This window comes from Streptomyces sp. AM25, assembly GCF_058146165.1.
The window spans coordinates 279,718-302,517 of the sequence record NZ_JBKIWN010000003.1; the positions used below are offsets into that span (position 1 = coordinate 279,718).

General features: G+C 72.7%; 22 protein-coding genes. 9 read left to right on the forward strand and 13 right to left on the reverse strand.

Translation table 11 applies throughout. The features are described from left to right. Positions 1-45 precede the first annotated feature (45 nt). From cynS to ACLHRZ_RS05245, 3 genes are all read left to right on the forward strand, one after another. Positions 46-516, forward strand: coding sequence for a cyanase (cynS, locus tag ACLHRZ_RS05235; protein WP_490417052.1), 471 nt, complete (start codon positions 46-48; stop codon positions 514-516). Between the two features lie 106 nt (positions 517-622). Continuing rightward, entirely contained in the window at positions 623-1,123 is a 501-nt protein-coding gene (locus tag ACLHRZ_RS05240; RefSeq protein WP_490417053.1) for a nucleoside deaminase, read from the forward strand. Positions 1,124-1,200: 77 nt separating this feature from the next. Next, positions 1,201-2,706: an MFS transporter gene (locus ACLHRZ_RS05245; RefSeq protein ID WP_490417054.1), complete on the forward strand. Its 1,506-nt coding sequence runs from the start codon at positions 1,201-1,203 to the stop codon at positions 2,704-2,706. Positions 2,707-2,978: 272 nt separating this feature from the next. Here ACLHRZ_RS05245 and ACLHRZ_RS05250 read toward each other — a convergent pair whose 3' ends face one another. Genes ACLHRZ_RS05250 through egtA form a run of 5 tightly spaced genes read right to left on the reverse strand, consistent with a single transcriptional unit; the run spans position 2,979 to position 7,808 of the window. Further along, a complete protein-coding gene (locus ACLHRZ_RS05250; protein WP_490417055.1) occupies positions 2,979-3,464 on the reverse strand; it encodes a universal stress protein in 486 nt (161 codons plus the stop codon). After that, positions 3,461-4,435, reverse strand: coding sequence for an L-histidine N(alpha)-methyltransferase (gene egtD / locus ACLHRZ_RS05255; protein ID WP_490417056.1), 975 nt, complete (start codon positions 4,433-4,435; stop codon positions 3,461-3,463). Before egtD ends, ACLHRZ_RS05250 begins: the two co-directional genes overlap by 4 nt. Before the next feature lie 21 nt (positions 4,436-4,456). Continuing rightward, positions 4,457-5,200, reverse strand: a complete 744-nt coding sequence (gene egtC / locus ACLHRZ_RS05260) for an ergothioneine biosynthesis protein EgtC (protein ID WP_490417057.1) — start codon at positions 5,198-5,200, stop codon at positions 4,457-4,459. Beyond that, positions 5,200-6,531 carry an ergothioneine biosynthesis protein EgtB gene (egtB, locus tag ACLHRZ_RS05265; protein WP_490417058.1) on the reverse strand — a complete coding sequence of 444 codons (1,332 nt, stop codon included), beginning with the start codon at positions 6,529-6,531 and terminating at the stop codon, positions 5,200-5,202. Before egtB ends, egtC begins: the two co-directional genes overlap by 1 nt. Beyond that, on the reverse strand, positions 6,531-7,808 hold the full coding sequence (gene egtA / locus ACLHRZ_RS05270; RefSeq protein WP_490417059.1) for an ergothioneine biosynthesis glutamate--cysteine ligase EgtA: 1,278 nt from the start codon (positions 7,806-7,808) through the stop codon (positions 6,531-6,533). Before egtA ends, egtB begins: the two co-directional genes overlap by 1 nt. A 159-nt stretch (positions 7,809-7,967) precedes the next feature. Between egtA and ACLHRZ_RS05275 the strand changes: the two genes are divergently transcribed. After that, the gene (locus ACLHRZ_RS05275) at positions 7,968-9,269 is read left to right on the forward strand and encodes a cytochrome P450 (RefSeq protein ID WP_490417060.1); all 1,302 of its coding nucleotides are present in this window, start codon (positions 7,968-7,970) and stop codon (positions 9,267-9,269) included. Here ACLHRZ_RS05275 and ACLHRZ_RS05280 read toward each other — a convergent pair. The 4 genes from ACLHRZ_RS05280 to ACLHRZ_RS05295 all read right to left on the reverse strand — a co-directional run bounded on the left by ACLHRZ_RS05280 (position 9,266) and on the right by ACLHRZ_RS05295 (position 13,283). Beyond that, positions 9,266-10,021, reverse strand: a complete 756-nt coding sequence (locus ACLHRZ_RS05280) for a bestrophin-like domain (RefSeq protein WP_490417061.1) — start codon at positions 10,019-10,021, stop codon at positions 9,266-9,268. The genes ACLHRZ_RS05275 and ACLHRZ_RS05280 overlap by 4 nt on opposite strands. A 71-nt stretch (positions 10,022-10,092) precedes the next feature. Continuing rightward, on the reverse strand, positions 10,093-10,596 hold the full coding sequence (locus ACLHRZ_RS05285; protein ID WP_490417062.1) for a hypothetical protein: 504 nt from the start codon (positions 10,594-10,596) through the stop codon (positions 10,093-10,095). Between the two features lie 291 nt (positions 10,597-10,887). Next, positions 10,888-11,640, reverse strand: a complete 753-nt coding sequence (locus tag ACLHRZ_RS05290; protein ID WP_490417063.1) for a crotonase/enoyl-CoA hydratase family protein — start codon at positions 11,638-11,640, stop codon at positions 10,888-10,890. Beyond that, positions 11,640-13,283 carry an acyl-CoA dehydrogenase family protein gene (locus ACLHRZ_RS05295; protein WP_490417064.1) on the reverse strand — a complete coding sequence of 548 codons (1,644 nt, stop codon included), beginning with the start codon at positions 13,281-13,283 and terminating at the stop codon, positions 11,640-11,642. Before ACLHRZ_RS05295 ends, ACLHRZ_RS05290 begins: the two co-directional genes overlap by 1 nt. A 75-nt stretch (positions 13,284-13,358) precedes the next feature. Here ACLHRZ_RS05295 and ACLHRZ_RS05300 point away from each other — a divergent pair, with 75 nt between their 5' ends. The 4 genes from ACLHRZ_RS05300 (at position 13,359) to ACLHRZ_RS05315 (ending at position 17,074) form a co-directional block, all read left to right on the forward strand. Then, a complete protein-coding gene (locus tag ACLHRZ_RS05300; protein ID WP_490417065.1) occupies positions 13,359-14,183 on the forward strand; it encodes a PaaX family transcriptional regulator C-terminal domain-containing protein in 825 nt (274 codons plus the stop codon). A gap of 101 nt (positions 14,184-14,284) precedes the next feature. After that, a complete protein-coding gene (locus tag ACLHRZ_RS05305) occupies positions 14,285-14,986 on the forward strand; it encodes a response regulator (RefSeq protein WP_490417066.1) in 702 nt (233 codons plus the stop codon). Positions 14,987-15,002: 16 nt separating this feature from the next. Continuing rightward, positions 15,003-16,505 carry an ATP-binding protein gene (locus ACLHRZ_RS05310; protein WP_490417067.1) on the forward strand — a complete coding sequence of 501 codons (1,503 nt, stop codon included), beginning with the start codon at positions 15,003-15,005 and terminating at the stop codon, positions 16,503-16,505. Beyond that, positions 16,502-17,074 carry a GerMN domain-containing protein gene (locus ACLHRZ_RS05315; protein ID WP_490417068.1) on the forward strand — a complete coding sequence of 191 codons (573 nt, stop codon included), beginning with the start codon at positions 16,502-16,504 and terminating at the stop codon, positions 17,072-17,074. Before ACLHRZ_RS05310 ends, ACLHRZ_RS05315 begins: the two co-directional genes overlap by 4 nt. Before the next feature lie 20 nt (positions 17,075-17,094). Here ACLHRZ_RS05315 and ACLHRZ_RS05320 read toward each other — a convergent pair whose 3' ends face one another. Next, positions 17,095-17,496, reverse strand: coding sequence for a DUF3592 domain-containing protein (locus ACLHRZ_RS05320; protein WP_490417069.1), 402 nt, complete (start codon positions 17,494-17,496; stop codon positions 17,095-17,097). A gap of 98 nt (positions 17,497-17,594) precedes the next feature. Here ACLHRZ_RS05320 and ACLHRZ_RS05325 point away from each other — a divergent pair, with 98 nt between their 5' ends. Then, a complete protein-coding gene (locus tag ACLHRZ_RS05325) occupies positions 17,595-17,963 on the forward strand; it encodes a nuclear transport factor 2 family protein (protein WP_490417070.1) in 369 nt (122 codons plus the stop codon). Between the two features lie 8 nt (positions 17,964-17,971). Here ACLHRZ_RS05325 and ACLHRZ_RS05330 read toward each other — a convergent pair whose 3' ends face one another. The 3 genes from ACLHRZ_RS05330 to ACLHRZ_RS05340 all read right to left on the reverse strand — a co-directional run bounded on the left by ACLHRZ_RS05330 (position 17,972) and on the right by ACLHRZ_RS05340 (position 22,724). Beyond that, the gene (locus tag ACLHRZ_RS05330; RefSeq protein ID WP_490417071.1) at positions 17,972-20,236 is read right to left on the reverse strand and encodes a heavy metal translocating P-type ATPase; all 2,265 of its coding nucleotides are present in this window, start codon (positions 20,234-20,236) and stop codon (positions 17,972-17,974) included. Between the two features lie 245 nt (positions 20,237-20,481). Then, positions 20,482-22,038 (reverse strand): sensor histidine kinase, encoded by a 1,557-nt coding sequence (locus tag ACLHRZ_RS05335; RefSeq protein WP_490417072.1) that lies wholly within the window; start codon positions 22,036-22,038, stop codon positions 20,482-20,484. Beyond that, a complete protein-coding gene (locus tag ACLHRZ_RS05340; protein ID WP_490417073.1) occupies positions 22,035-22,724 on the reverse strand; it encodes a response regulator transcription factor in 690 nt (229 codons plus the stop codon). Before ACLHRZ_RS05340 ends, ACLHRZ_RS05335 begins: the two co-directional genes overlap by 4 nt. Between the last annotated feature and the right edge of the window lie 76 nt (positions 22,725-22,800).

Consider the following 22,800-nt stretch of genomic DNA (forward strand, 5'->3'; position numbering starts at 1 on the left):
TCTCCGCGACCGCGGACCGGCTCACCCCGAAAGGAACCCCTTCTCATGGTGCACGCCCAGTTCGACCCGACCGCTCGCGAGGCCCTGGCCGCGAAGGCCGTGGATGCCAAGATCCGTAAGGACCTCTCCTGGAAGCAGATAGCCGACGCCTCCGGCCTGTCGGTGGCCTTCACCACCGCTGCCGTCCTCGGCCAGCACCCGCTGCCGGCCGACGCCGCCGAGGCGGTCGCCGAGCTGCTGGGCCTGGACGACGACGCGGCGCTGCTGCTGCAGACCATCCCGGTGCGCGGCTCGATGCCGAACCGGATCCCCACCGACCCGACCATGTACCGCTTCTACGAGATGCTCCAGGTCTACGGCACCACGCTCAAGGCCCTGGTCCACGAGGAGTTCGGTGACGGCATCATCTCCGCGATCAACTTCAAGCTCGATGTGAAGAAGGTCGCCGACCCCGACGGCGGCGAGCGCGCGGTGATCACCCTGGACGGCAAGTACCTGCCGACCAAGCCGTTCTGACTCCGTCAGGGCGCGGGGAATTGACTGCGGGCCGGTTGTGGCTGATCGCGCAGTTCCCCGCGCCCCTTCGGGGCACTTCTTTCCCCCTTCACAGAAAGGCCTGTTCATGGACTTCGTTCAGCGCACCATCGACATTGCCCGGCAGAACGTCGCCGAGGGCGGCCGTCCGTTTGCGACCGTCATCGTCAAGGACGGCGAGATCCTCGCCGAGAGCCCCAACAAGGTCGCCCAGAGCAATGACCCCACCGCCCACGCGGAGATCCTCGCCATCCGCGAGGCCTGCACGAAGCTGGGCACGGAGCACCTGACCGGCACCACCATCTACGTCCTGGCCCACCCCTGCCCGATGTGCCTGGGCTCGCTGTACTACTGCTCGCCGGACGAGGTCGTCTTCCTCACCACCCGCGACGCCTACGAGCCCCACTACGTCGACGACCGCAAGTACTTCGAACTCGACTCCTTCTACGGCGAGTTCGCCAAGCCGTGGGACGAGCGCCGCCTGCCCATGCGCCACGAGTCCCGTGAAGCGGCCGTGGAGGTCTACAAGTTCTGGCAGGAGCGCAACGGCGGCGAGCGCCGCGTGGCCGGCGCCCCCACCACCGCCTGACGGCCCCCGGCCCGGTGACCAAAGGCCGCCGGGCCGCCCGTTCCTCCCGTTCCGACGTTTCCCCGAGGTTCTGCCCCGTGCCCGATCCCACCGTGCGACAGCGGTCGTTGGTCCTCGCCGTGTGCTGCTCGGCCCTTTTCCTGGTCAGCCTCGACAACACCGCCCTGAACACCGCTCTCCCCGCACTCCAGCACGACTTGGGTGCCTCCACGGCCGGACTGCAGTGGACCGTCGACGCCTACATCATCGTTCAGGCCTCACTGCTGCTGTGCGCGGGCGCCACCGGAGACCGCATCGGCCGCCGCCGTGTCTTCCGCGCAGGACTGGCCGTCTTCACCGGCGCTTCCCTGCTGTGCGCCGCCGCCCCCGCCCTCGGCTGGCTGATCGCCTTCCGGGCCCTCCAGGGCATCGGCGGATGCATGCTCACGCCCGTGGCCATGGCCATCCTCACCCACGTCTTCACCGAACGCCGCGCACGGGCGCGCGCGATCGGCATATGGAGCGCGGTCCAGGGCATCACCATGGCCGTCGGCCCGCTCCTGGGCGGCCTGCTCGTCGACACCGCGGGATGGCGCTGGATCTTCCTGATCAACGTCCCCGTCGGCCTGCTCGCCCTGGCCTTCACACGCCGCGTGCCCGAGTCCTGCGCGCCCCGTCCCCGCGGCCTCGATCCGGCCGGGCAGCTCCTGGTCGTCGTGCTGCTCGCCACCAGCGTCTACGCCATCATCCAAGGCCCCGTCACCGGCTGGACCTCCCCGCTCGTCCTCGGCTGCGCCACCACCGCCGTCGTGGCACTGGCTGCTTTCCTCGTCACCGAGCTGCGCGTCCGCGAGCCACTGATAGAACTGCGCTTCTTCCGCCAGGGTCCGTTCGCCGCCTCCGCCCTCAGTGCCGTGTGCGCCTTCGCCGCGCTGAGCGGGTTCCTGTTCCTGGCCGCCCTCTTCCTGCAGGACGTCCACGGCCTGAGCGCCTGGCAGGCCGGTCTGTACCTGCTGCCCATGGCCGCCATGACCATCGCCTGCCCGCCCCTGGCCGGCCGCCTGACCGCCACCCACGGCCCCCGCCTGCCCCTGCTGCTCTCCGGCACCGCCACCACCCTCGCCGGACTGCTCGCCGCAGCCTTCCACGCCCAGCAGCACCCGCCCCTCCTCCTGGCCTGCTACATCCTCTTCGGCACGGGCTTCGGCCTGGTCAACGCCCCCATCACCCACACCGCCGTCGCCGGCATGCCCCCCGCACAAGCCGGCGTCGCCTCCGCCATCACCACCACCAGCCGCCAGATCGGCAGCGCCCTCGGCGTCGCCGTCATCGGAGCCACCCTCACCACCGGCCACGGCACCGACGCCTTCGACCGCACCAGCCGCCCCGCCTGGTGGATCATCACCGCCTGCGGCGCCACCATCCTCACCCTGGCCGCCCTCGCGCTGCGCCCCGGCCCGCGGCACACAACCGGGCACGGGCGAGACCACCACCGCGCAGGGCACGACGAAACCACCGGCGCCCGCTGCAGGCGCCTGCCCAGCGAGCGGGCGGCACTCCGCCCGCGTCTCCACCCGGGAGCGCAGAAACACCCCTGCCACTGACCGGCCCCTGGAGCACATCGCCCGGGCCACCGGGCTCCGCTCGGTGGAGATCAAGCCCCGGACAGTCAACGGCGCGCACGTCCGAGCGCCCCGCCACGCCGGTTCCCCCATTACCGTCTTCGTAGTCCCGCAACGGGGCTACCGGCCCACCGCCGTCGCCGAAGCCACTGCCACCCGTGCCCTCGCCGCCCTCGACGCTCGGCCTCGCCCTCGTCGAACAGTGCGGAGCCCGGGCCGGCACCGTCCACGACCCTCACAACCCCGCACAGTCCCTACGGCACCACCGTCACCGGCCACCGCCCCGCCTTCACCAGCCGTACCGCCACCGACCCGATGATCCGGTGCCCCGCCTGCTCCGAGACCCCCACCACCACGGCGTCCGCCTTGAGGTCGTCGGCCGCCTTCACCAGCCCCGTGTACGGGTCGCCGGCGAAGGTGTGGAACTGCCACCGCAGCCGGTACACGCCCTGCAGCCGCTCCGCCGTGGCCCGGATCTCGGCCAGCAGCTCCTCGGCGACCTCCTCCGTCATCTCCGCGACGGGCGCGCCCAGGGCGGCGCCGCCCGTCAGCATCGGCTGCACGTAGACGAGCGCGAGCAGTGCGTTCTGCCGGCGGGCCAGGCCCGCCGCGTAGGCCGCGGCGCGCCATGACGTGTCCGAGCCGTCCACGCCCGCGACGATCACCTTGGGTCCGTCGGTGCCGCGCTCGAAGCCCGCCGGTACGGGGGCGTCCTGTGTTTCGTTCTGCTCCTTGCTCACAGAGGGAGGCTAGCGGGGACGGACAGGGACAGTGCGAAGCGGCCCTGCTCGTCGGTCCACCAGTGCGTCAGATCCAGGCCCGCCGCCGCCAGCTCGGCGCGCACGCCTTCGCGCCGGAACTTGGCCGAGACCTCGGTGCGCAGCTCCTCGCCCGCTGCGAAGGGGACGGCGAGGTCGAGCGAGGGGATCTTCACGACGACGTCCCTGCGGGCCCGCAGCCGCATCTCGATCCACTCCTGCCGGGCGTCCCACAGGGCGACGTGGCCGAAGTCGTCCGGGTCGAAGTCCGCCTCGAGTTCGCGGTTGATGACGGCCAGGACGTTCTTGTTGAACGCGGCCGTCACCCCCCGGTCGTCGTCGTAGGCCGCGACGAGGGTCCCTTCGTCCTTGACCAGGTCCGTGCCCAGCAGCAGCGCGTCGCCGGGAGCGAGTGCCGCGCGCAGGGCGCGGAAGAACACGGCCCGTTCGTCGGGGAGCAGGTTGCCGATCGTGCCGCCCAGGAAGGCGAGCAGCCGTGGCCCGGGCGTGTTCGGCAGGGTCAGTCCGTACTGGAAGTCGGCGACCAGGGCGTGCACGGACAGGTCCGGGTGCTCGGCGAGCAGGGTGTGCGCCGCGCCGCGCAGGGCGCTCTCGCTGACGTCGACGGGCACGTAGGTGTCGAGGCCGGGCAGTGCGCGGATGAGGTGGCGGGTCTTCTCGGACGAGCCCGAACCCAGCTCGACGAGGGTGCGGGCGCCGGTGGCGCGGGCGATGTCGCCGGAACGGTCGGCGAGGATCTCGCGCTCGGCGCGCGTCGGGTAGTAGTCGGGCAGCAGGGTGATCTCGTCGAACAGTTCGCTGCCGTGGGCGTCGTAGAACCACTTCGGAGGGAGCTCCTTGGGCGTACGGGTCAGCCCTGAGGACACGTCCGCGCGCAGGGCCGCGGCGGTCGCGTCGAGGGGGAGGGCACGGGTGAGGACGAACGGGCTCACGGACGGGGCTCCTTGTGCCGGTTACAGCGAGGACAGCGAGATGTCGGTGCGGTCTGCGATGAGGAGGGTGCGGTCGGGGACCTCGGTCCAGCGCGGGTCGTCGTCGTACGGCTCGGAGGCCACGACGGTGCGTTCGGCGGACGGGTCGGCCAGATACCAGAGGGAGTCGCCCCATGCGGTGGCGGCTATGCAGGTGCCGTCGGTGAGCAGGAAGTTGAGCCGGGAGCCGGGTGCCGCGGCGTCGAGGCCGGCCACGGTGCCCGCCAGTGCGGGCCCCGGTGCCTCGCCCTCGCGCAGCCGGTGCTCCACCAGGGCCCAGGCGAACGCCGAATCCGTGCGCGCGGCCAGCCTCAGCAGGGTGCTCGCGGGCAGACGGGCGGTCAGCGGAGCGACGGAGTCCGGCCACCCGGTCAGCGCCCCGTTGTGGCTGAACAGCCAGCGACCGGCGGCGAAGGGGGCCGCGGCCGCCTCCCCGTCGGCGCCCGGCGCGGTCGCGTCCCGCACCGCGGCGAGCAGCGCCCCGGTGCGCACGACCCGGGCCAGGTCGGCGAAGGAGAGGTCCGCCCATATCGGGCCGGCCCGCCGGTAGCGCGCGGGCACGGGGTCGCCGGGCGCGTACCAGCCGACGCCGAAGCCGTCCGCGTTGACCGTGCCGTGCTGCTGCCGGCGCGGTGCCCAGGACTGGCGCAGGAGGGAGTGCGGCGGTTCGACGAGGGTCTCGCCGAGCGGTGATTCCGGTCCCAGAAAAGCGAGATGACGGCACATCAGACAGACTCCGCGTCCCGCGCCGTGCGGAAGCCGGAGAAGATCTGCCGGCGCACCGGCAGGTCCCAGTTGCGGAAGGTCCCTCTGCAGGCGACCGGGTCGACGGCGAACGAGCCGCCGCGCAGCACCTTGTAGGAACTGCCGAAGAAGACCTCGGAGTACTCGCGGTAGGGGAAGGCGCGGAAGCCCGGATAGGGCAGGAAGTCGCTGGCCGTCCACTCCCACACGTCGCCGATCAACTGCCGTACGCCCAGCGGGGACGCGCCCTGCGGATACGCCCCCACGGGCGCCGGGCGCAGATGGCGCTGGCCGAGATTGGCGTGGTCGGCGGTGGGATCCTCGTCGCCCCAGGGGTAGCGGCGGGAGCGGTCCGTGCGGGGGTCGTGGCGGGCGGCCTTCTCCCACTCGGCCTCGGTGGGCAGCCGCCGCCCGGCCCAGGCCGCGTAGGCCGCGGCCTCGTACCAGCTCACGTGCAGGACCGGTTCCTCGGGCGGTACGGGCTCGACGGTCCCGAACCGCCGCCGGAACCAGGCGTTGCCCTCGCGCTGCCAGAACAGCGGGGCGGCCGGCTCGTGGCGGCGTACCTGTTCCCAGCCCTCGGGGTGCCACCAGCGCGGCTCGGCGTAGCCGCCGTCCTCGACGAACTGCAGGTAGGCGCCGTTGCTCACCGGCACGGTGTCGATGAAGAACGAGGGTACGAGGCGCGGATGTGCGGGCCGTTCGTTGTCCAGCGCCCACGGCTCGGTGGAGGTGCCCATGGTGAACGAGCCGCCCTCCACGAGGACTTCGGCGGGCGGCAGTGCCGCATCGGGGGCGGCCCGCGGCGGCTCGGGGGCGGTGAGCACGGCGGCGCCCCGGCGCAGCTGGTGGGTGATGAGCATGGTCTCGTCGTGCTGCTGCTCGTGCTGGGCGATCATGCCGAAGGCGAAGCCGCCCGCCAGCAGCGGGCTTCCGTCGTCCACGGGGGCGTGCTCCAGCAGGTCCAGCACCCGGCCGCGCACCTCGGCGACGTAGCCGTGTGTCTCCTGCGGTGAGAGCAGCGGCAGCGAGGGGCGGTCGGCGCGGGGGTGCGCGAAGGCGTCGTACACCGAGTCGATCTCGGGGCGCAGTGCTGCGCGGCCGCCGACGGTCCGCAGGAGCCACTGCTCCTCCTGGTTGCCGATGTGTGCCAGGTCCCACACCAGCGGCGACATCAACGGCGAGTGCTGCGCCGTCAGTTCGTGCTCGTCCACGCAGCCCGTGAGCGCCTGGGTGCGCTCACGGGCCGACAGCAGGGCATGCGCCGCGCGCTGCCGCTGTGCTTCGGGCCCGGGCCCGGGGGCAGCGTGCATCAATGGTTCTCCTTGCCGTTCACGTGGTCGAGCAGGTCGTCGGCGGGGCACCGGCGGCGTTCCACGTACCGCGCGGTGAACTCGTCGACGGCCGCCAGGACGCGGGGTGATGCCCCGAGCCTGGGCAGGGCCTCGCGGGCGGCCGCGAAGCAGACCACCGCCGCCGCGTGCAGCTCCGGGTCGGACAGCCCGTGCCGGGCGGCGTTGAGCCACAGCGGATTGCGCGGTGTCGGCCGCGTCCCCGCCGTGTCGGCGAGGGCCTTCACCACGCGGTGGGCCGTATCGGCCGCCGTGGCGTCGTCGAACAGGGCCGCCGTGACGGCCACCGGGACCAGCCAGCCGTCCTCGCCCGGCTGTGCGTCCATCATGCGCAGTTCCAGGTGCCCGCGCGGCCGTATCGGCGGGAACAGCGTGGTCAGGTGATAGTCCACATCACCCGTGGTGACCGGACGTGGCCGCTTGGTGCGGACCCAGCGGCGCAGGGCCAGCCCCTGCTGCACGGGCCACGGACCCGCCTCGGACCGCACGAACATCACCGGCGCGTCCAGGGCGTACGCGGCCCACGCCGAGCGCGGTTCGAGGTCCTCGGCCGGGGCCAGGGTGCGCCCCGGGTCCATCCGTGCGTAGCAGGCCTGCCGGGTGGACCGCCACCCGGTGGGCTTCCCCAGGTGCAGCGGGGAGTTGGCGAAGGCCGCGGAGAGCACCGCCCCCAGCAGGTGCGCCAGCCGCCAGCGCCGCCCGTACCCCATCGGCCCCGGCTCCTCGTACCCCGCGTCCACACAGACCTGGACGGACGCGGTGCGGCACATGATGGTGCGCCCGGCGCCGTTGATCCGGTCGTAGTAGATCTCCATCGCGTTGTAGCGGGGCTCCATGAGAACCCGGTCGGGCTGGTACCAGGGTTCCTTGCCGTACCCGGCCAGGACGAGCCCCAGGTCGTGCAGGGCGGAGCGGGCGAGGGAGAGATCGGCGGAGAGGTCCTCCACGCAGGAGGCGAGGGAGTCCGCGGGCCGCGAGCTGAGCTCGATCTGGCCGCCGGGTTCGATGGTCAGCCAGGACCGCAGCGGCAGGGACCGCAGCCGGTCGGCCGCGGCGGCCAGCCGGGGTGCGGATACGGGACGGGCGGGATCGGAGAGATCGTGGACGAGCCATTCGAGTTCGACGCCCAGCAGCCTGGGCGGTCCGGTCTTGAAACAGATGCCGCGCAGGTACGTCTCCGCCTCGGCTTCGTCGATCGGCCGGGCGAAACCTTCTCTCTCGATCTGGCCGTAGGTCACGCTCCGTACCTCCCGTGTCAAGGGCCATGGCCCACCGAGCAAGGCCCTTGCCCGAAAGCCCTGGCCGGGAAACGCGCGGAGCTGCCACGGAGCCCTCACCGGTCAACATTCTGGCGGGCTCTTGACGAGGCCGCCAGGTGAGCGCCTACGGTCCCTGGCGTGACCGACGGCGCTCCGACCTCCCAGGTGTTCGACCCCGCGACCTATGCGCGCGGCGTCCCGTACGCACTCTTCCGCGAGCTGCGCGACCGCAGCCCCGTGTGCCGGGTGGCCGAACCGGCCGTCGGCCCCTGGCCCGCGGGCCCCGGCTACTGGGGCGTCTTCCGGCACGCGGACGTCAAGCACGTCCTGCGCACCCCGGAGCTGTTCTCCTCGGCCCTGGGCGCCACGCAGATCCGCGACCCGGACACCGCGGACGACCTGGAGTTCGTCCGGTCCATGGTGCTCAACCAGGACCCGCCCGCCCACAGCCGGCTGCGCCGGATCGTCGCCGCGGCCTTCACGCCGCGCGCCGTACGGGAGTTGACGGCGGCGATCGAGGGGCGCACGCGGGCGCTCGTCGACGGCGTGGCGGAGCGCGGCACGGCGGACTTCGCCGAGCTCGCCGCCGACCTGCCCGTGCAGACCCTGGCCGATGTGCTGGGTGTGCCGCAGCAGGACCTGCGACTGCTGTTCGACTGGGCGAACCGGGTCATCGGCTACCAGGACGCCGACTACGCACAGTCCAGCACCGCCGACCCCGCCTCGCTCACCCCCATGGGCCGCGCGGCCCTGGCCCTGCGCCCCTCCGCCCCGCCGGTGAAGGCCGACGGCTCCCCGGTCAACCCGCGCTCACGCCACGGGCTGCCCGACATGTTCCACTACGCCCACGCCCTGGCCGAGGCGCCGCGGCCGGGCAGCGTGCTGGCCACGATGGCCGCGGAGGGGCTTGCCCGCGAAGAGTTCGAGAACATGTTCTTCATCCTGGTGGTGGCCGGGACCGAGACCCTGCGCAACTCGCTGCCCGGCGGCCTGCTGACCCTCCTGGACCACCCGGACCAGTACGAACTCTTCCGCACCCGGCCGGACTTGACGGACTCGGCCGTCGAGGAGGTGCTGCGCCACTGGTCGCCCGTCGTGCACATCCGGCGCACCGCCGTCCGGGACACCGAACTCGGCGGCGTCCGCATCCGGCGCGGCGAGAAGGTCGTCGTCTACCACCCCTCGGCCAACCGCGACGAACGCGCCTTCGCCGACCCCGACCGCCTCGACATCACCCGCACCCCCAACGACCACGTGAGCTTCGGCTTCGGCCCGCACTACTGCCTGGGCGCCCACCTCGCCCGCGCCCAGCTGAGGGCCATGCTGCGCACGGCGGCGGACCGGCTCCCCGGCCTGGAGCGGGCGGGGGAACCGGTCCGGCTGACCTCGAACTTCCTGAACGGCCTCAAGCACCTGCCGGTCGGATGGAGGACGGGCTAGACGGAGAACAGGTCGGTGAACGGGCCTGCGGCCTCGGCCACATGATGGCCGAACGGAGAGTTGAAGTCCCAGATGAGGAACAGGAGGAAGGCGATCAGCGCACTGTAGACGCCCGCGAGCAGCAGCTCGCGCGGCGACCTCCTGATCTGCAGGGTGAAGATGATCCCGACGGCCACCGCCGCCCCGGCGACCAGGCCGAACCACACCACGCCGGGCATGGTGTCGTCCGCGCTCGCCGCACGGGCGTTGCGCGCGGCGTTGGCCGCACCCACCTGGTCCAGCAACGGCTGGTACGACTGGGCCTCGTGGTCATTGCGCGGCTGGTACGACGTGACATCGTCCCGCACCTTGTCCAGCAACTGCGCACCGTGCTCGGTGAGTTTCTGGTCCCGGAGCATCACGGGCCACTCCTTGTGGACCACGTAGCTCGCGTACGCGGTGACGTCCTTGCGCGTCTGGTCACGCGCCTCCGGCGCATACACCTGCACCCGCTCGTACACCTCGTGCAGTGCCTGCGCCTCGGCCTGCACCGTGTTCTGCGCGCCGTTGCGTGCCTCCCAGACACCGGCGATGGCCAGGCCCAGCACGATGGCGTAGACCACGCCGATCATCATCGTCATGTAGTCGATGACGTTGGGCGTCTCGGACGGATCGTCGTCCTCGCTGAGCCTGCGCTCCCTGAGCACGGTGATGGACAGGACCACCGCACAGGCGGCGGCCATGGCGATGGCCAGAACCAGCCATTCGGACAAGGGGGGAACCTCCGGTTCGGGATCATCGGAATGCGTCGGGACCAGTCGGGGTCAGTCGGCACCAGTCGGAATCAGCGACTGCGCCCGCCCGAGCGTGGGCGCAGCGCGGCGGCGGCGAGCACGGCCGGGGCGGTGAGCACGAGCATGAGCGTGACGGGCGAGGGGTGCCCCTGGGCCGGGGGTGCGGCGAGGGACTGGTGGTAGGCGGCGCGGTGGGGGTGGGGTGTGGCCGCGGGGGTGGGGGAGTGCGAGGGTTCCGGATCCGGCGGCAGTGCCGCGGGCTGCGGGGCGGCGCGTACGACGGGCGGGGGAGGCGGTGGCGGTGCCGCCGGCGTCGGCGGTGGCGGCGCGGGACGCGGCAGGACGGGCATGGGGGACGGCTTCGCGGGGGGTGTGGGCGCGGCGGGGGTCCCGTGGCAGATGCTCACCACGGACCATGTATCGCTCGCGACCAGGCAGTTCGGGCCGAAACGGACGTAGGCGTCGGGGGACACCGCCTCTTCGGACGGACTCGGCGGGGGCGCGGCGGCCGTCACCGTCAATACGGCCATGGCGGCCAGGAATCCTGCTCGCACGGGGAGAGCTTGGGGGGTTGTGCGCGGTGTGTGCCAGCCGACGCGGCCGGATTCCTTCGATGGGGTGACATCGGGACGGGGTGGGGGTGTCCCGGTCCCGCCCTTTCACCCTTTTTCACGGCTTCGCCGCTCGTCCTCAAACTCTCCCCGGTTACCGCTGGGAGGTGCCCCCGGACGGGCTGAAATCAGCCCGTCCGGCGTTTGAGGACACCGCGCGCAGCGCAATCCGGGGGCTTGGAGGGCTTGCCCCACCAGGAAGCGGCGAAAGGGCGGGACCGGGGCACCAACCCCCTACCCGAACTCCCCGTGCCGCCCCTCCCCGGCCGCGAAGCGGGCCGCGCCCGCCAGCGCCTCCGGCAACACCTCCAGCCCCCCGGCAAGTTCGGCCGCCATGGCCGCCTCCTCCTGCCCCAGCACCGACGCCCGGTCGGCCCGCAGACACGCCTGCGGGAACCGTGCAATCTCCGCGGCGAGTTCCTCGGCGGCGGCCCGCGCCCGCCCCGCCGGCACGAGGCGATGGGCGAGGCCCATCGCCAGGGCTTCCGCCGCCGGGACCGGGCGTCCCGTCAGGACGAGGTCCATTGCGCGGCTCATCCCGATGAGCCGCGGCAGCCGTACCGTGCCGCCGTCGATGAGCGGCACGCCCCACCGTCGGCAGAAGACGCCGAAGACGGCGTCCTCCTCGGCCACCCGCAGGTCGCACCACAGCGCCAGCTCCAGTCCGCCCGCGACCGCGTGGCCGCTGACGGCGGCGATGACGGGTTTCGTCAGGCGCAGCCGCGTCGGCCCCATCGGGCCGTCGCCGTCCGCCTCCACCCGGTTCCCCCGCCCGGTGCCCAACGCCTTGAGGTCGGCGCCCGCGCAGAACGTGCCGCCCTCGCCCCACAGCACGGCCACCGACGCGTCGTCATCGGACTCGAACGCCCGGAAGGCATCGGCCAGTTCGCGGGCCGTCGGCCCGTCGACCGCGTTGCGCACCTCGGGCCGCGCGAGGACGACCGTCGTGACGGGCCCCTGCCGCTCCACACGCACGGCGGGCGCCATCACGCCTCCTTCACCGAGGCGCGGTCCAGGATCGCGCCGAGGTCCGCACCGGTCGGCAGCGTGCCGAACGCGTTCCCCCAGTCCCCGCCGAGCCGTGAGGCGCAGAAGGCGTCCGCGACGGCCGGGTCGCCGTGCCGTACCAGCAGGCTGCCCTGGAGCACGAGCGTGAGCTGTTCGGCGAGGCGGCGTGCGAGCAGTTGGGCCCGTGCGGGGTCGGACAGCTCGCCCAGCAGGGTGCGTACGCGCGCAGCCGCCGCGTCGAGCCGGGCGTCGGCCCCGGCCGCCGCGCCGATCTCCGCGAACCAGGCGTCCAGCGCGGCCGGTTCCTTCTGCAGTGCGCGCAGTACGTCGAGCGCGGCCACGTTGCCCGAGCCCTCCCAGATGGAGAGCAGCGGTGCCTCGCGGTAGAGGCGCGGCATGCCGGATTCCTCGACGTAGCCGTTGCCGCCCAGGCATTCGAGGGCCTCGGCGGCGTGGGCGCTGCCGCGCTTGCAGACCCAGTACTTGCCGGCGGCGAGGGCGAGGCGGCGCAGCGCCGACTCCCCGGTGTCGCCCGCCATGGACCGGTCGACGGCCGCGGCCAGCCGCATGGCCAGCAGCGTGGCGGCCTCGGACTCGACGGTGAGGTCGGCCAGGACGTTGCGCATCAGCGGCTGGTCGATCAGCTCGGCGCCGAACGCCCGCCGGTGCGTGGTGTGGTGGACGGCCTGGCGCAGCCCGGCCCGCATGCCGGCCGCGGAGCCGAGGACGCAGTCGAGCCGGGTCATGTTGACCATCTCGACGATGGTGCGCACCCCGCGCCCGGGCTCGCCCACCGGCCAGGCCACGGCCTGTTCGTACTCGATCTCGGCGGAGGCGTTGGAGCGGTTGCCGAGTTTGTCCTTCAGCCGCTGCAGGCGCATCGCGTTGCGGGTGCCGTCGGGCAGGACGCGCGGCATCAGGAAGCAGGTCAGGCCCTCCGCGGTCTGGGCGAGGACGAGGAAGACGTCGCTCATCGGGGCCGAGGTGAACCACTTGTGCCCGGTGATCGTGTACGAGCCGTCGCCGGCGGGCACGGCGGTCGTGGTGTTGGCGCGGACGTCCGAGCCGCCCTGCTTCTCCGTCATCGACATGCCCGCGATCAGCCCCTGCTTGCCCAGCGGCGGGCGCAGCCCGTGGTCGTAGGTGCGCGAGGCCAGCAACGGCTCGTAGGCGGCGGCCAGTTCGGGCTGGGCGCGGAGTGCGGGGACGGCGGCGTAGGTCATGGAAATCGGGCAGCCGTGGCCGGGTTCGGCCTGGGCCCAGACGTAGAACTTGGCCGCGCGTACCAGGTGTGCGCCGGGGCGGGCCTCGGCCCAGGGGGCGGCGTGCTGGCCGCTCTCGACGGCGGCGGCCATCAGCTGGTGCCAGGCGGGGTGGAACTCGACCTCGTCGATGCGGTGGCCGTAGCGGTCGTGCGTGCGCAGCACCGGAGGGTTCGCCTCCGCCATGCGCGCCCAGTCCTGCACCTGCTCGGACCCGGCCCGGGCGCCGAGCGCGCGGACCTCGGCCTCGCCCCAGCCGCCGCCCTCGCGGCGCAGCGCCTCCAGCAGCGCCGGGTCGTCGGCGGTGGTGAAGCCGGTCAGGGGCGGAGCCTGGTTGAACACTTCGTGCGTGGCGCTCATGGCGTGACCTGCCTCCGGTCGGCGACGCTCTCACAGCTTCTCTTACAGTTTTATGATGCGTGATGGAGGACTGTAATGGACAGGGGTGCGACGCACATGGCCGAGGACGACGACGCCGGACCGCTCTCGCTGCGGCCGCTGACCGCGCGCTCGGTCGTGCTCTCGACCCTCCTCGGCCACCACCCGCCCGCGCTGCCCGCCCGCGCCCTGGTCCGCGTCGGCGAGCTCTTCGGCACCGCCGAGGGTACGATCCGCACCGCCCTGACCCGCATGGTCGCCGCCGGTGACCTGGAGCAGCGCGACGGCACGTACCGGCTCACCGAGCGGCTCCTGGCCCGCCAGGCCCGGCAGGACGACAGCCGCGCCCCGCTCACCCGCCCCTGGGACGGCGGCTGGGAGATCGCCGTCGTCACCCCCGAACGCCGCACCGCCCCCGACCGTGCGGCGCTCCGCCAGGCGATGGCCGCCCTGCGCCTGGCCGAACTGCGCGAGGGCTGCTGGCTGCGCCCCGCCAACCTCGTACGCGACCGCCCGGCCGTGGTGACCGAGCAGTGCACGGTCCTCACCGGCACCCCCGAGGGCGACCCCGCCGGGCTCGCCGCCGGGCTCTGGGACCTGTCCGGCTGGGCCCGCCGGGCCCGCGCCCTGGAGGTGGCGCTCGGTGCCCTGCCCGGGCGGCCCGGCGACCTCGCCGAGCGCTTCGTCGTCTCGGCCGCCGTCCTGCGCCACCTGCTCGACGACCCCGTCCTGCCCGGCCCGCTGCTCCCGGCGGACTGGCCCGGCGACCGCCTCCGGCACCGCTACGAGGCCTGGGACCGCGGCTTCCGGGACCTGCTCCTGCAGCACATCGGGCTTCCCCGGCCCGATCCCGGCCCGACGGGTCATGAGCCCGACTCCTGAGCCCGACGGAATGTGAGACGGAATATGAGGAGTCGGTGACAGTTCCCACGATCAGGGGACCCTGGGCACATCTGTGTGATTGCACGACGGATACTGGCCGCATGTCACGCGTGCTTCTGATCGAGGACGACCGGGCCGTACGGGAAGGGGTCACCCTCACCCTCCGTCGCCGCGGCCACGAGGTCGAGGCCGCGGCCACCGGCGGGGCCGGGCTGGCGGCCCTGGAGACCTTCCGCCCCGACCTGGTGCTGCTGGACCTGATGCTGCCCGACAAGAGCGGCTTCGAGGTGTGCCGCCAGATCCGCGCCACCCAGCAGATCCCGATCATCATGCTCACCGCGCGCGGCGACGACATCGACGTCGTCCTCGGCCTGGAGGCCGGCGCCGACGACTACATCGTCAAGCCCGCCCGCGGCGAGGTCCTGGAGGCCCGCATCCGCGCCGTCCTGCGCCGGGCCGCCCCCGGCGATGCCGGCACCTCCGAGCCCGCCGCCGGCCGGCCCGCGGAGATCCACGGGGACCTGGCCATCGACCGCGCCGGACTGCTCGTCTGCAAGGACGGCCAGGACCTCGCGCTCGCCCCGTCCGAGATGAAGCTGCTGCTCTACCTGTCGGCCACCCCCGGCCGGGTCTTCAGCCGCCAGCAGCTGCTGGAGCACGTGTGGGAGCACAGCTACCACGGCGACGCCCGGCTCGTGGACGCCTGCGTCATGCGGCTGCGCAACAAGGTCGAGGACTCCTCACGCGCGCCCAAGTACATCCAGACCGTGCGCGGCTTCGGCTACCGCTTCGGACCCCTGTGAGACACGTGGTACTGCTGTGAAACGACCGGTGCTGCGCCGCCCTGTCCTGCGCCGCCCCGACCTGGGCACCGTCGCGCGCGGCCTGCGGGCCCGTCTCGTCGTGGGCTTCCTGCTGGTCGCGGCGCTCAGTGCGCTGATCACCGCCGCCCTCACCTTCAAGGAGGCGCGCAACGCGATCCTCAAGCGCACCCAGGACACCGCCGTCGACCAGCTGCGCTCGCAGGTCGCCTCCCAGGTGCCCGACCTGCGCTTCCCGCCGTCCAACGCCGACCTGGTGAAGTTCACCCAGGGCATCGAGCGCGCCGGACAGACCCAGCACTGGTACGTCCACGCCCGCTACAAGGACGGGCGCATGCAGCCCGACAACGGCGTACCGGCGAAGGACATGGACGCGCGCTTCCCGCCCGGCGTGCGCGACAAGGTCGGCGCCGGCGTCGCCGCCTTCCAGCGCATCGAACTCGACGGCGAACCCAAGCTCGTGATCGGCCTGCCCGTCACCTACCGGGACAGCGCCCAGAAGTCCGGGCTCGAGGTCTACGCGCAGGTGCCGCTGCGCGAGGACGAGGCCAACGTGCGCGCCCTCGTCAACGCCGCCCAGTCCGGAGCCGTCCCGGCCCTGGCCCTGTCCCTGGTGCCCGCCCTGATCGCCGCACGCGGCGTGCTGCGGCCCGTCCGCGAACTGCGCCGCGCCACCCAGAAGATCACCGAGGGCGAGCTGGACACCCGCCTGAAGGTCACCGGCCGCGACGAACTCGCCGACCTGTCCCGCACGTTCAACGACATGGCCGCCGCACTGGAGGAGAACGTCGCCGAACTGCGCCGCATGGAGGCCAACTCCCGCCGCTTCGCCGCCGACGTCTCGCACGAACTGCGCACCCCGCTCGCCGCGATGACCGCCGTCGTCGACGTCCTCGACGAGGACGCCGCCACGCTCGACCCCGACACCGCCTACGCCGTGCGCCTCATCAGCGAGGAGACCGGGAAGCTCGCCCGCATGGTCGAGGACCTGATGGAGATCTCCCGCTTCGACGCCGGCGCCGCAGCCCTGCACCTGGACGAGGTCGACGTGGCCGAGACCGTGCGCAAGACCGTCCAGGCCCGCGGCTGGCAGGACAAGGTCACCACCGACCTGCCCCGGGGCGTACGGGCCCGCCTCGACCCGCGGCGCATCGACGTCGTCGTGGCCAACCTGATCGGCAACGCCCTGCGGCACGGCGGAGAGCCCGTCGGCGTCGCCGTGCGCGTGGCCCGGCACCCCGACCGGGGCGAGGACCGGCTGCTGATCGAGGTCGCGGACAACGGCCCGGGCATCGACCCCGAGGTGCTCCCGCACGTCTTCGAGCGCTTCTACAAGGCCGACGCCGCCCGGGTCCGCTCCGAGGGCAGCGGCCTGGGACTCGCCATCACCTCGGAGAACGTCCGCCTGCACCACGGCACCGTGATGGCCGCCAACGCACCTGCGGGAGGCGCGGTGTTCACCGTCGACCTGCCGCTGCGCACCGGAGAGGAGGAGGCGTGAGGGCACGACGCACAGCACTGGTGTCCGCCGGGCTGGTCGGCACCTTCGGGATGCTCGGCACGCTCGCCGGCTGCGGCATCGAGCCGACCGACGTCGTCGAGGTCGGCCTGCCGGCCACGGGCGTCAAGCGCCCCGGCACCCGGATGGAGGACGCCCTGCTCTACTTCGCGAGCCCGCCGGCCGGCGTCTTCCCGGTCCACCGGCCCGCAGGCGGCGAGGTGACGGCGGAAGAGGCCGTGCGACTCCTGATGCACGGGCCCAACGACGCGGAGCGGATGCAAGGCCGGTACTCCGAAATCCCGCCGTTCGTACGGGTGGTGGCGATCGACACCGAGCAGGGCAAGGTGAAGGTCCAGCTGTCGGAGGACGTCGGCCGGCTGTCGCCGACGGCCCGTGCGCAGATGGTGTGCACGGCGGCGCACAACGCGGTGCCGGGGGACCTGCCCCCGGCGGAAGTGAAGGTCGACCTGTCCGGCACGAGCGGCAAGCCCATGCCGGACCAGACCTGTCAGGTGAAGGAGGAGTCCACGACGCCCGCCCCGGTCCTGACGCCGACCCCGGCCTCGTAGCGGGGCCCTGTCCCGAAAGTTCAGCGGGTGAGCCACACCCACACCACGCCGCCGAAAAAGATCACGCTTCCCGTGAACAAGCCGACGTAGGCCCGGCGATGCTTCCTGGTGGACACCCTTGCATTCCCCGGCTGTCCCGGCAGATAGACGACCGGCACACGGGTTCCGGGATCCATCCCCATCCTCGAACCCCTCGACATGGGCATGAATCTGACGGACTGTCCCTGCCGGTCGGTGAACTCGATGACGGGCGTCGGAAAGTCGTCCCCCGGTTCCCTCTTCTGGTCCACCACCACCCCCTCGGTGTGCACGCCGTACCGGCGCAGCCGCGCCTGCAGCCGCGCCTCCCGCACACCGCCCCACAGGCACAGCAGGCTCGCCGACGCGGCCAGCACGAAACCGATCACTTCACGTGTCGTCATTCGCCTTCTGCCCTCCTTCACTGGGCCGCCCCGCGGGTCTGCTGTCATTCTTGACGGACACAGCGCTGATGTCGTCAACGGCGGAACCGGAGGATTCGGTGAGTGATACGGGCATCCTGCAGCGCATGGAACAGGCCATGAACGCCCACGACTTGGACGCGTTCGTCGACTGCTTCACCGAGGACTTCGTCTCGGAACTCCCGCTGCATCCCGAGCGGAACTTCGTCGGCCGCGAGACCGTCCGGAAGAACTGGGGAGGACTCTTCGCGCATGTTCCGGATCTCGTAGGGACGGTCCTGCAGTCCGTTGCCGACGGTGACCGGGTCTGGAGCGAGTGGGAGATCCGCGGGACGACGCGGGACGGAAAGCCGTATCTGGCCCGCGGCGCGGCCATCCACGGCATCCGCGACGGGCGGTTCGCCTCCGTACGGTTCTACCTGGACACCGTCGCGGACGTCACCCGGTAGGGCGTCTCCTACCGGAAGCGCCGCAGCCGCAGGCTGTTGCCGACCACGAAGACCGACGAGAACGCCATCGCGGCTCCCGCGATCATCGGGTTCAGCAGCCCGGCGGCCGCCAGCGGCAGCGCCGCCACGTTGTAGGCGAACGCCCAGAACAGGTTCGACTTGATCGTCCGCAGCGTGCGCCGCGCGAGCCGGATCGCATCGGCCGCCGCCCGCAGGTCCCCGCGCACCAGTGTCAGGTCCCCCGCCTCGATGGCCGCGTCGGTGCCGGTGCCCATGGCCAGGCCCAGATCCGCCTGGGCCAGGGCGGCCGCGTCGTTGACGCCGTCGCCCACCATGGCCACCGAACGCCCCTCCGCCTGAAGGCGCTTGACGACGTCCACCTTGTCCTGCGGCATCACCTCGGCGATCACCTCGTCGATGCCCACCTCCGCGGCCACGGCCCCGGCCACCGCCCGGTGGTCGCCGGTCAGCAGGACCGGCCGCAGGCCCAGCGCCCGGAGCCGCCCCACCGCCTCCGCGCTGGTGTCCTTCACCGCGTCCGCGACCTCCAGCACGGCCCGCGCCGCACCGTCCCAGGCCACCACGACCGCCGTGCGCCCGGCCCGTTCGGCCGCCTCCTTGGCCCGGACCAGCTCCGCCGGCAGCGCCGTGCCGCGCCCGTCCAGCAGCTGTTCCCGGCCGACCAGGACCGCACGGCCGTCCACCGTGCCCTCGACCCCGAGTCCCGCCCGCGCCGCGAAGTCCTGCGGCACCGGCAGCGTCCCCACGCGCTCGGCGGCGCCCGCCGCGATCGCCCGTGCGACCGGGTGCTCCGAGGCGTGCTCCAACGCGCCTGCCAGGCGCAGCACTTCGTCCTCCGAGGTGCCGTCGGCGACGTGCGTGCCCAGCAGCGTCATCCGGCCGGTGGTCACCGTCCCCGTCTTGTCCAGCACGACGGTGTCGACGCGGCGCGTCGTCTCCAGCACCTCGGGTCCCTTGATGAGGATGCCGAGCTGCGCCCCGCGGCCCGTCCCGACCAGCAGGGCCGTGGGAGTGGCCAGGCCCAGCGCGCACGGGCAGGCGATGATCAGTACGGCCACGGCGGCCGTGAACGCGGCCGTCGCCCCCGCGCCGGAGGCCAGCCAGACGCCCAGCGTGCCGAGGGCCAGGGCGATGACGACGGGCACGAACACGGCGGAGATCCGGTCGGCGAGCCGCTGGGCCGCCGCCTTCCCGCTCTGCGCCTCCTCCACCAGCCGTGCCATCCGCGCCAGTTGGGTGTCCGCACCGACCCGGGTGGCCTCCACGACGAGCCGGCCGCCCGCGTTGACCGTGGCGCCGGTGACCGCATCGCCCACGCCCACCTCGACCGGCACCGACTCGCCCGTCAGCATCGAGGCGTCCACCGCCGAGCCGCCCTCGACGACGGTGCCGTCCGTGGCGATCTTCTCGCCGGGCCGCACGAGGAACCGGTCGCCCACCGCGAGGTCCCCGGCGGGGATCAGCTCCTCGCGGCCGCCGCGCAGCACGGTGACCTCCTTGGCGCCCAGCTCCAGCAGCGCCTTGAGCGCGGCCCCGGCGCGGCGCTTGGAACGGGCCTCGAAGTACCGCCCGGCCAGGATGAAGGAGGTCACCCCCGCAGCCGCCTCCAGGTAGAGGTTGCCGGCGCCGTCGCTGCGCCCGATCGTCAGCTCGAAGGAGTGCGTCATGCCGGGCATCCCGGCGGTGCCGAAGAACAGCGCCCACAGGGACCACAGGAACGCGGCGAGGGTGCCGAGGGAGACCAGGGTGTCCATGGTGGCCGCGCCGTGCCGGGCGTTGACCCAGGCCGCGCGGTGGAACGGCCATCCCGCGTACGTGACGACCGGGGCGGCCAGCGTCAGGGACAGCCACTGCCAGTAGGTGAACTGCAGGGCGGGCACCATCGCCAGCACGATCACGGGGACGGACAGCACGGCGGCCGTCACCAGCCGCTCCCGCAGCGGCCGCAGCTCGTCGTCCCCGCCGTCGCCCTCCTCGGCCGCGGGACGTATCGGCGGGGCCGGCGGCTCCGCGGTGTAGCCGGTGGCCTCGACGGTGGCGATCAGGTCGGCCACGGCGACGTCCGGGGCGTGGGCGATGTCCGCCTTCTCCGTGGCGTAGTTGACGGTGGCCTGCACGCCCTCCATGCGGTTGAGCTTCCGCTCGACGCGCGCGGCACACGAGGCGCAGGTCATGCCGCCGATGACGAGCTGGACCCGGGTCGCCGGGGAGGCGCCGGCCGTGCCTGCCGCACGGTGGGCCGTCGTGGTCATCCCTACTCCTCCACTACTCCTTCGGTGATACCCCCCTAGGGTATTCCCTTCATGTGCAGGTATACCCCTGGGGTGTATGCGATCGCAAGGGCGGGAGGAACGGGAATCGGGCCGGGTGCGACCGGGACTTTTGGCCGGCGGACGAACTCGCTGGTCGGCGGATCACCGATGGCATCGGTCGTCTCCGTGTCGCCGAGTCGTCATTCGGCCGTCTGCCGACGGCCGGGCCGTAGTGCGCCCGGGGCCTATGGGGCGGGGAGGGTCAGGGTGAAGGTGGTGCCGGGACGGGGGTGGTCGGAGCGGGCTGTGAGGGTGCCGTCGTGGCGCTCGGCGATGTCGCGGGCGATGGCGAGTCCGAGGCCGCTGCCGCCTGCGTCGCGGGTACGGGCCTCATCGAGGCGGGTGAACCGCTCGAAGACGTGCTCGTACTCGTCCGGGGACAGGGGCGTGCCGTCATTGTGGACGGTGATGGTGTGTGATCGGCCGTCGGTGGTGATGTCCAGGACGACGGCGGTGCGTGCGTGCCGTACGGCGTTGTCGAGGAGGTTGCGCAGCAGGCGGTGGAGCTGTGCGCCGTCGCCGCGGACGGGGACCTGATCGGGGCTGCTGCGCAGGGAGACCGGGTGACCGCGGTGCCGGTACTCGTGGACGAGTTCCGCGGCGAGGCCGGCCAGGTCGACCAGGGAGTGGCCGGCGGGGTGGTCGGGGCGGGCCAGCAGGAGCAGGTCTTCGGTGAGGGCGTGGATGCGCCGCGTGGCAGTGAGGGCGTTGCGGAGTGTCTGGTGCGCGTCGATGGTGTCGGGGTGGGCGAGAGCGGTCTCGAGTTCGTAGCGCAACGCGGCGACGGGGGAGCGCAGTTCGTGCGAGGCGTCCGCGACGAAGCGGCGTTGGCGTTCTACGGCGGTCTCCAGCCGGTCCAGCGTGGTGTTGGTGGTCAGGGCCAGGCGGCGGACGGGGTCGCGGGCGTCGGGGACGGGGACGCGGCGGTCGAGGCTGGTGTCGGTGATCTCGGCGACCTCCTGCCGGATGGCCTCGACCGGACGCAGGGAGCGGCGGGCGGCGGTCCAGGCGAGGGCGGCGACCAGCAGAGCGGCCAGAGGGACACCCGTCATGAGCGGGGTGCGCAGTGGGGCGGTGGCCAGTGCGGCGTCGTCGGGGGGTACGAAGACGTAGAGGGTGGAGCGGCACGACCCGTCGGCTTCGGTGGGCAGGGCGCAGGCGTTCGCGGGGGTGTGCACGGCGGTGGCGAAGACGGTGACGGTGCGGTGTGCGAGAGCGTGAGCCTGCCGGTGTGCGATGAGAGCCTTCTGCTCGGTGGAGGTGTTACTGCTGGGGGGCGGCTTCAGCGTTCCGTCGGAACGGTGGAAACGGTCGTGGTCGCGTTCGTCGACCGCGCCGACGTGGACCGTACCCCGCTGGGGGCTGCCGGTCGCCCGGTGGGGAGGCGGGACGGGGGGTGGGGGGAGCAGCGTCGTCAGGCCGGTGAGGTCCTGGGTGCCGCCGGCTGCGGCGACGGTGCGGCCTGCCCGGTCGACCTCGATGAGGGGCCAGTTGCGCAGGGGGTCGCTGAGGATTTCTTTGCCGGCGGCCGCCTGGTCGGCGAGTTGAACGGACAGCTCGAGTGCCCGGTCGTCCGTAGTCCGGTCGGCATCCGCACGGACGTGCTGGAACAGCCACCACGCCCCGGTGCCGAACAGCGCGAGGGCGGCGATGCCCGCCACGAGTGCGATGCGCACCTGTCCGGGCAGGCCGTGGAACAGGGCCGGTGCGCGGCGCGAGGGATGCTGTCGGGCGGTCGTCACGGCTGTTCGCGGGGTGTGAGGCGGTAACCGTATCCGCGGACGGTCTCGATGCTGTGGGTGGCGAAGGGGGCGTCGACCTTCTTGCGCAGGGCGGAGATGTAGACCTCCACGATGGCGGTGCCCCCGGTGTAGGCCGGGTCCCAGACCTCGTCGAGGATCGCCTCCTTCGACACCGGGCGGTCCGGCGCGTGCAGCAGACAGGTGAGGATCGCGAACTCTTTCGGTGTCAGGGCGAACTCGACGGCGCCCCGGCCCGCGCGGCGGGAGGTCACGTCCGCCCACAGGTCACCGGCGCGCAGCACGGATCGACCGGTCGCGGCGGTGGCACCTCGGCGCAGCAGGGCCCGCAGCCGTGCGAGCAGGACCACCGAGGAGAACGGCTTGACCAGGTAGTCGTCGGCGCCGGTGTCCAGGCCCTCCGCCTCGTCGTACTCGCCGTCCTTCGCGGTCAGCATCAGCACGGGCGTATTCAGGCCCGCGGCGCGCAGGGCGGAGCAGACCCGGTAGCCGTTCAGGCCGGGGAGCATGATGTCCAGCACGATGACCGCATGGTCGCCGGTCAGGGCTCGCTCCAGTCCAGTGTTGCCGTCGCGGACGAGGTCGACGCGGTAGCCCTCCGCTGTCAGCCCGCGCTGCAGGGCGGGCCCGAGTTGAGGATCGTCCTCGACGACCAGGATGCCTTTCACACGGTGAAGGCTTTCACGCCGCCTGTCCTGTTTCCTGAAGGCGATCTTTGGGTTCTTTAGATCATCTTTGGGCTGG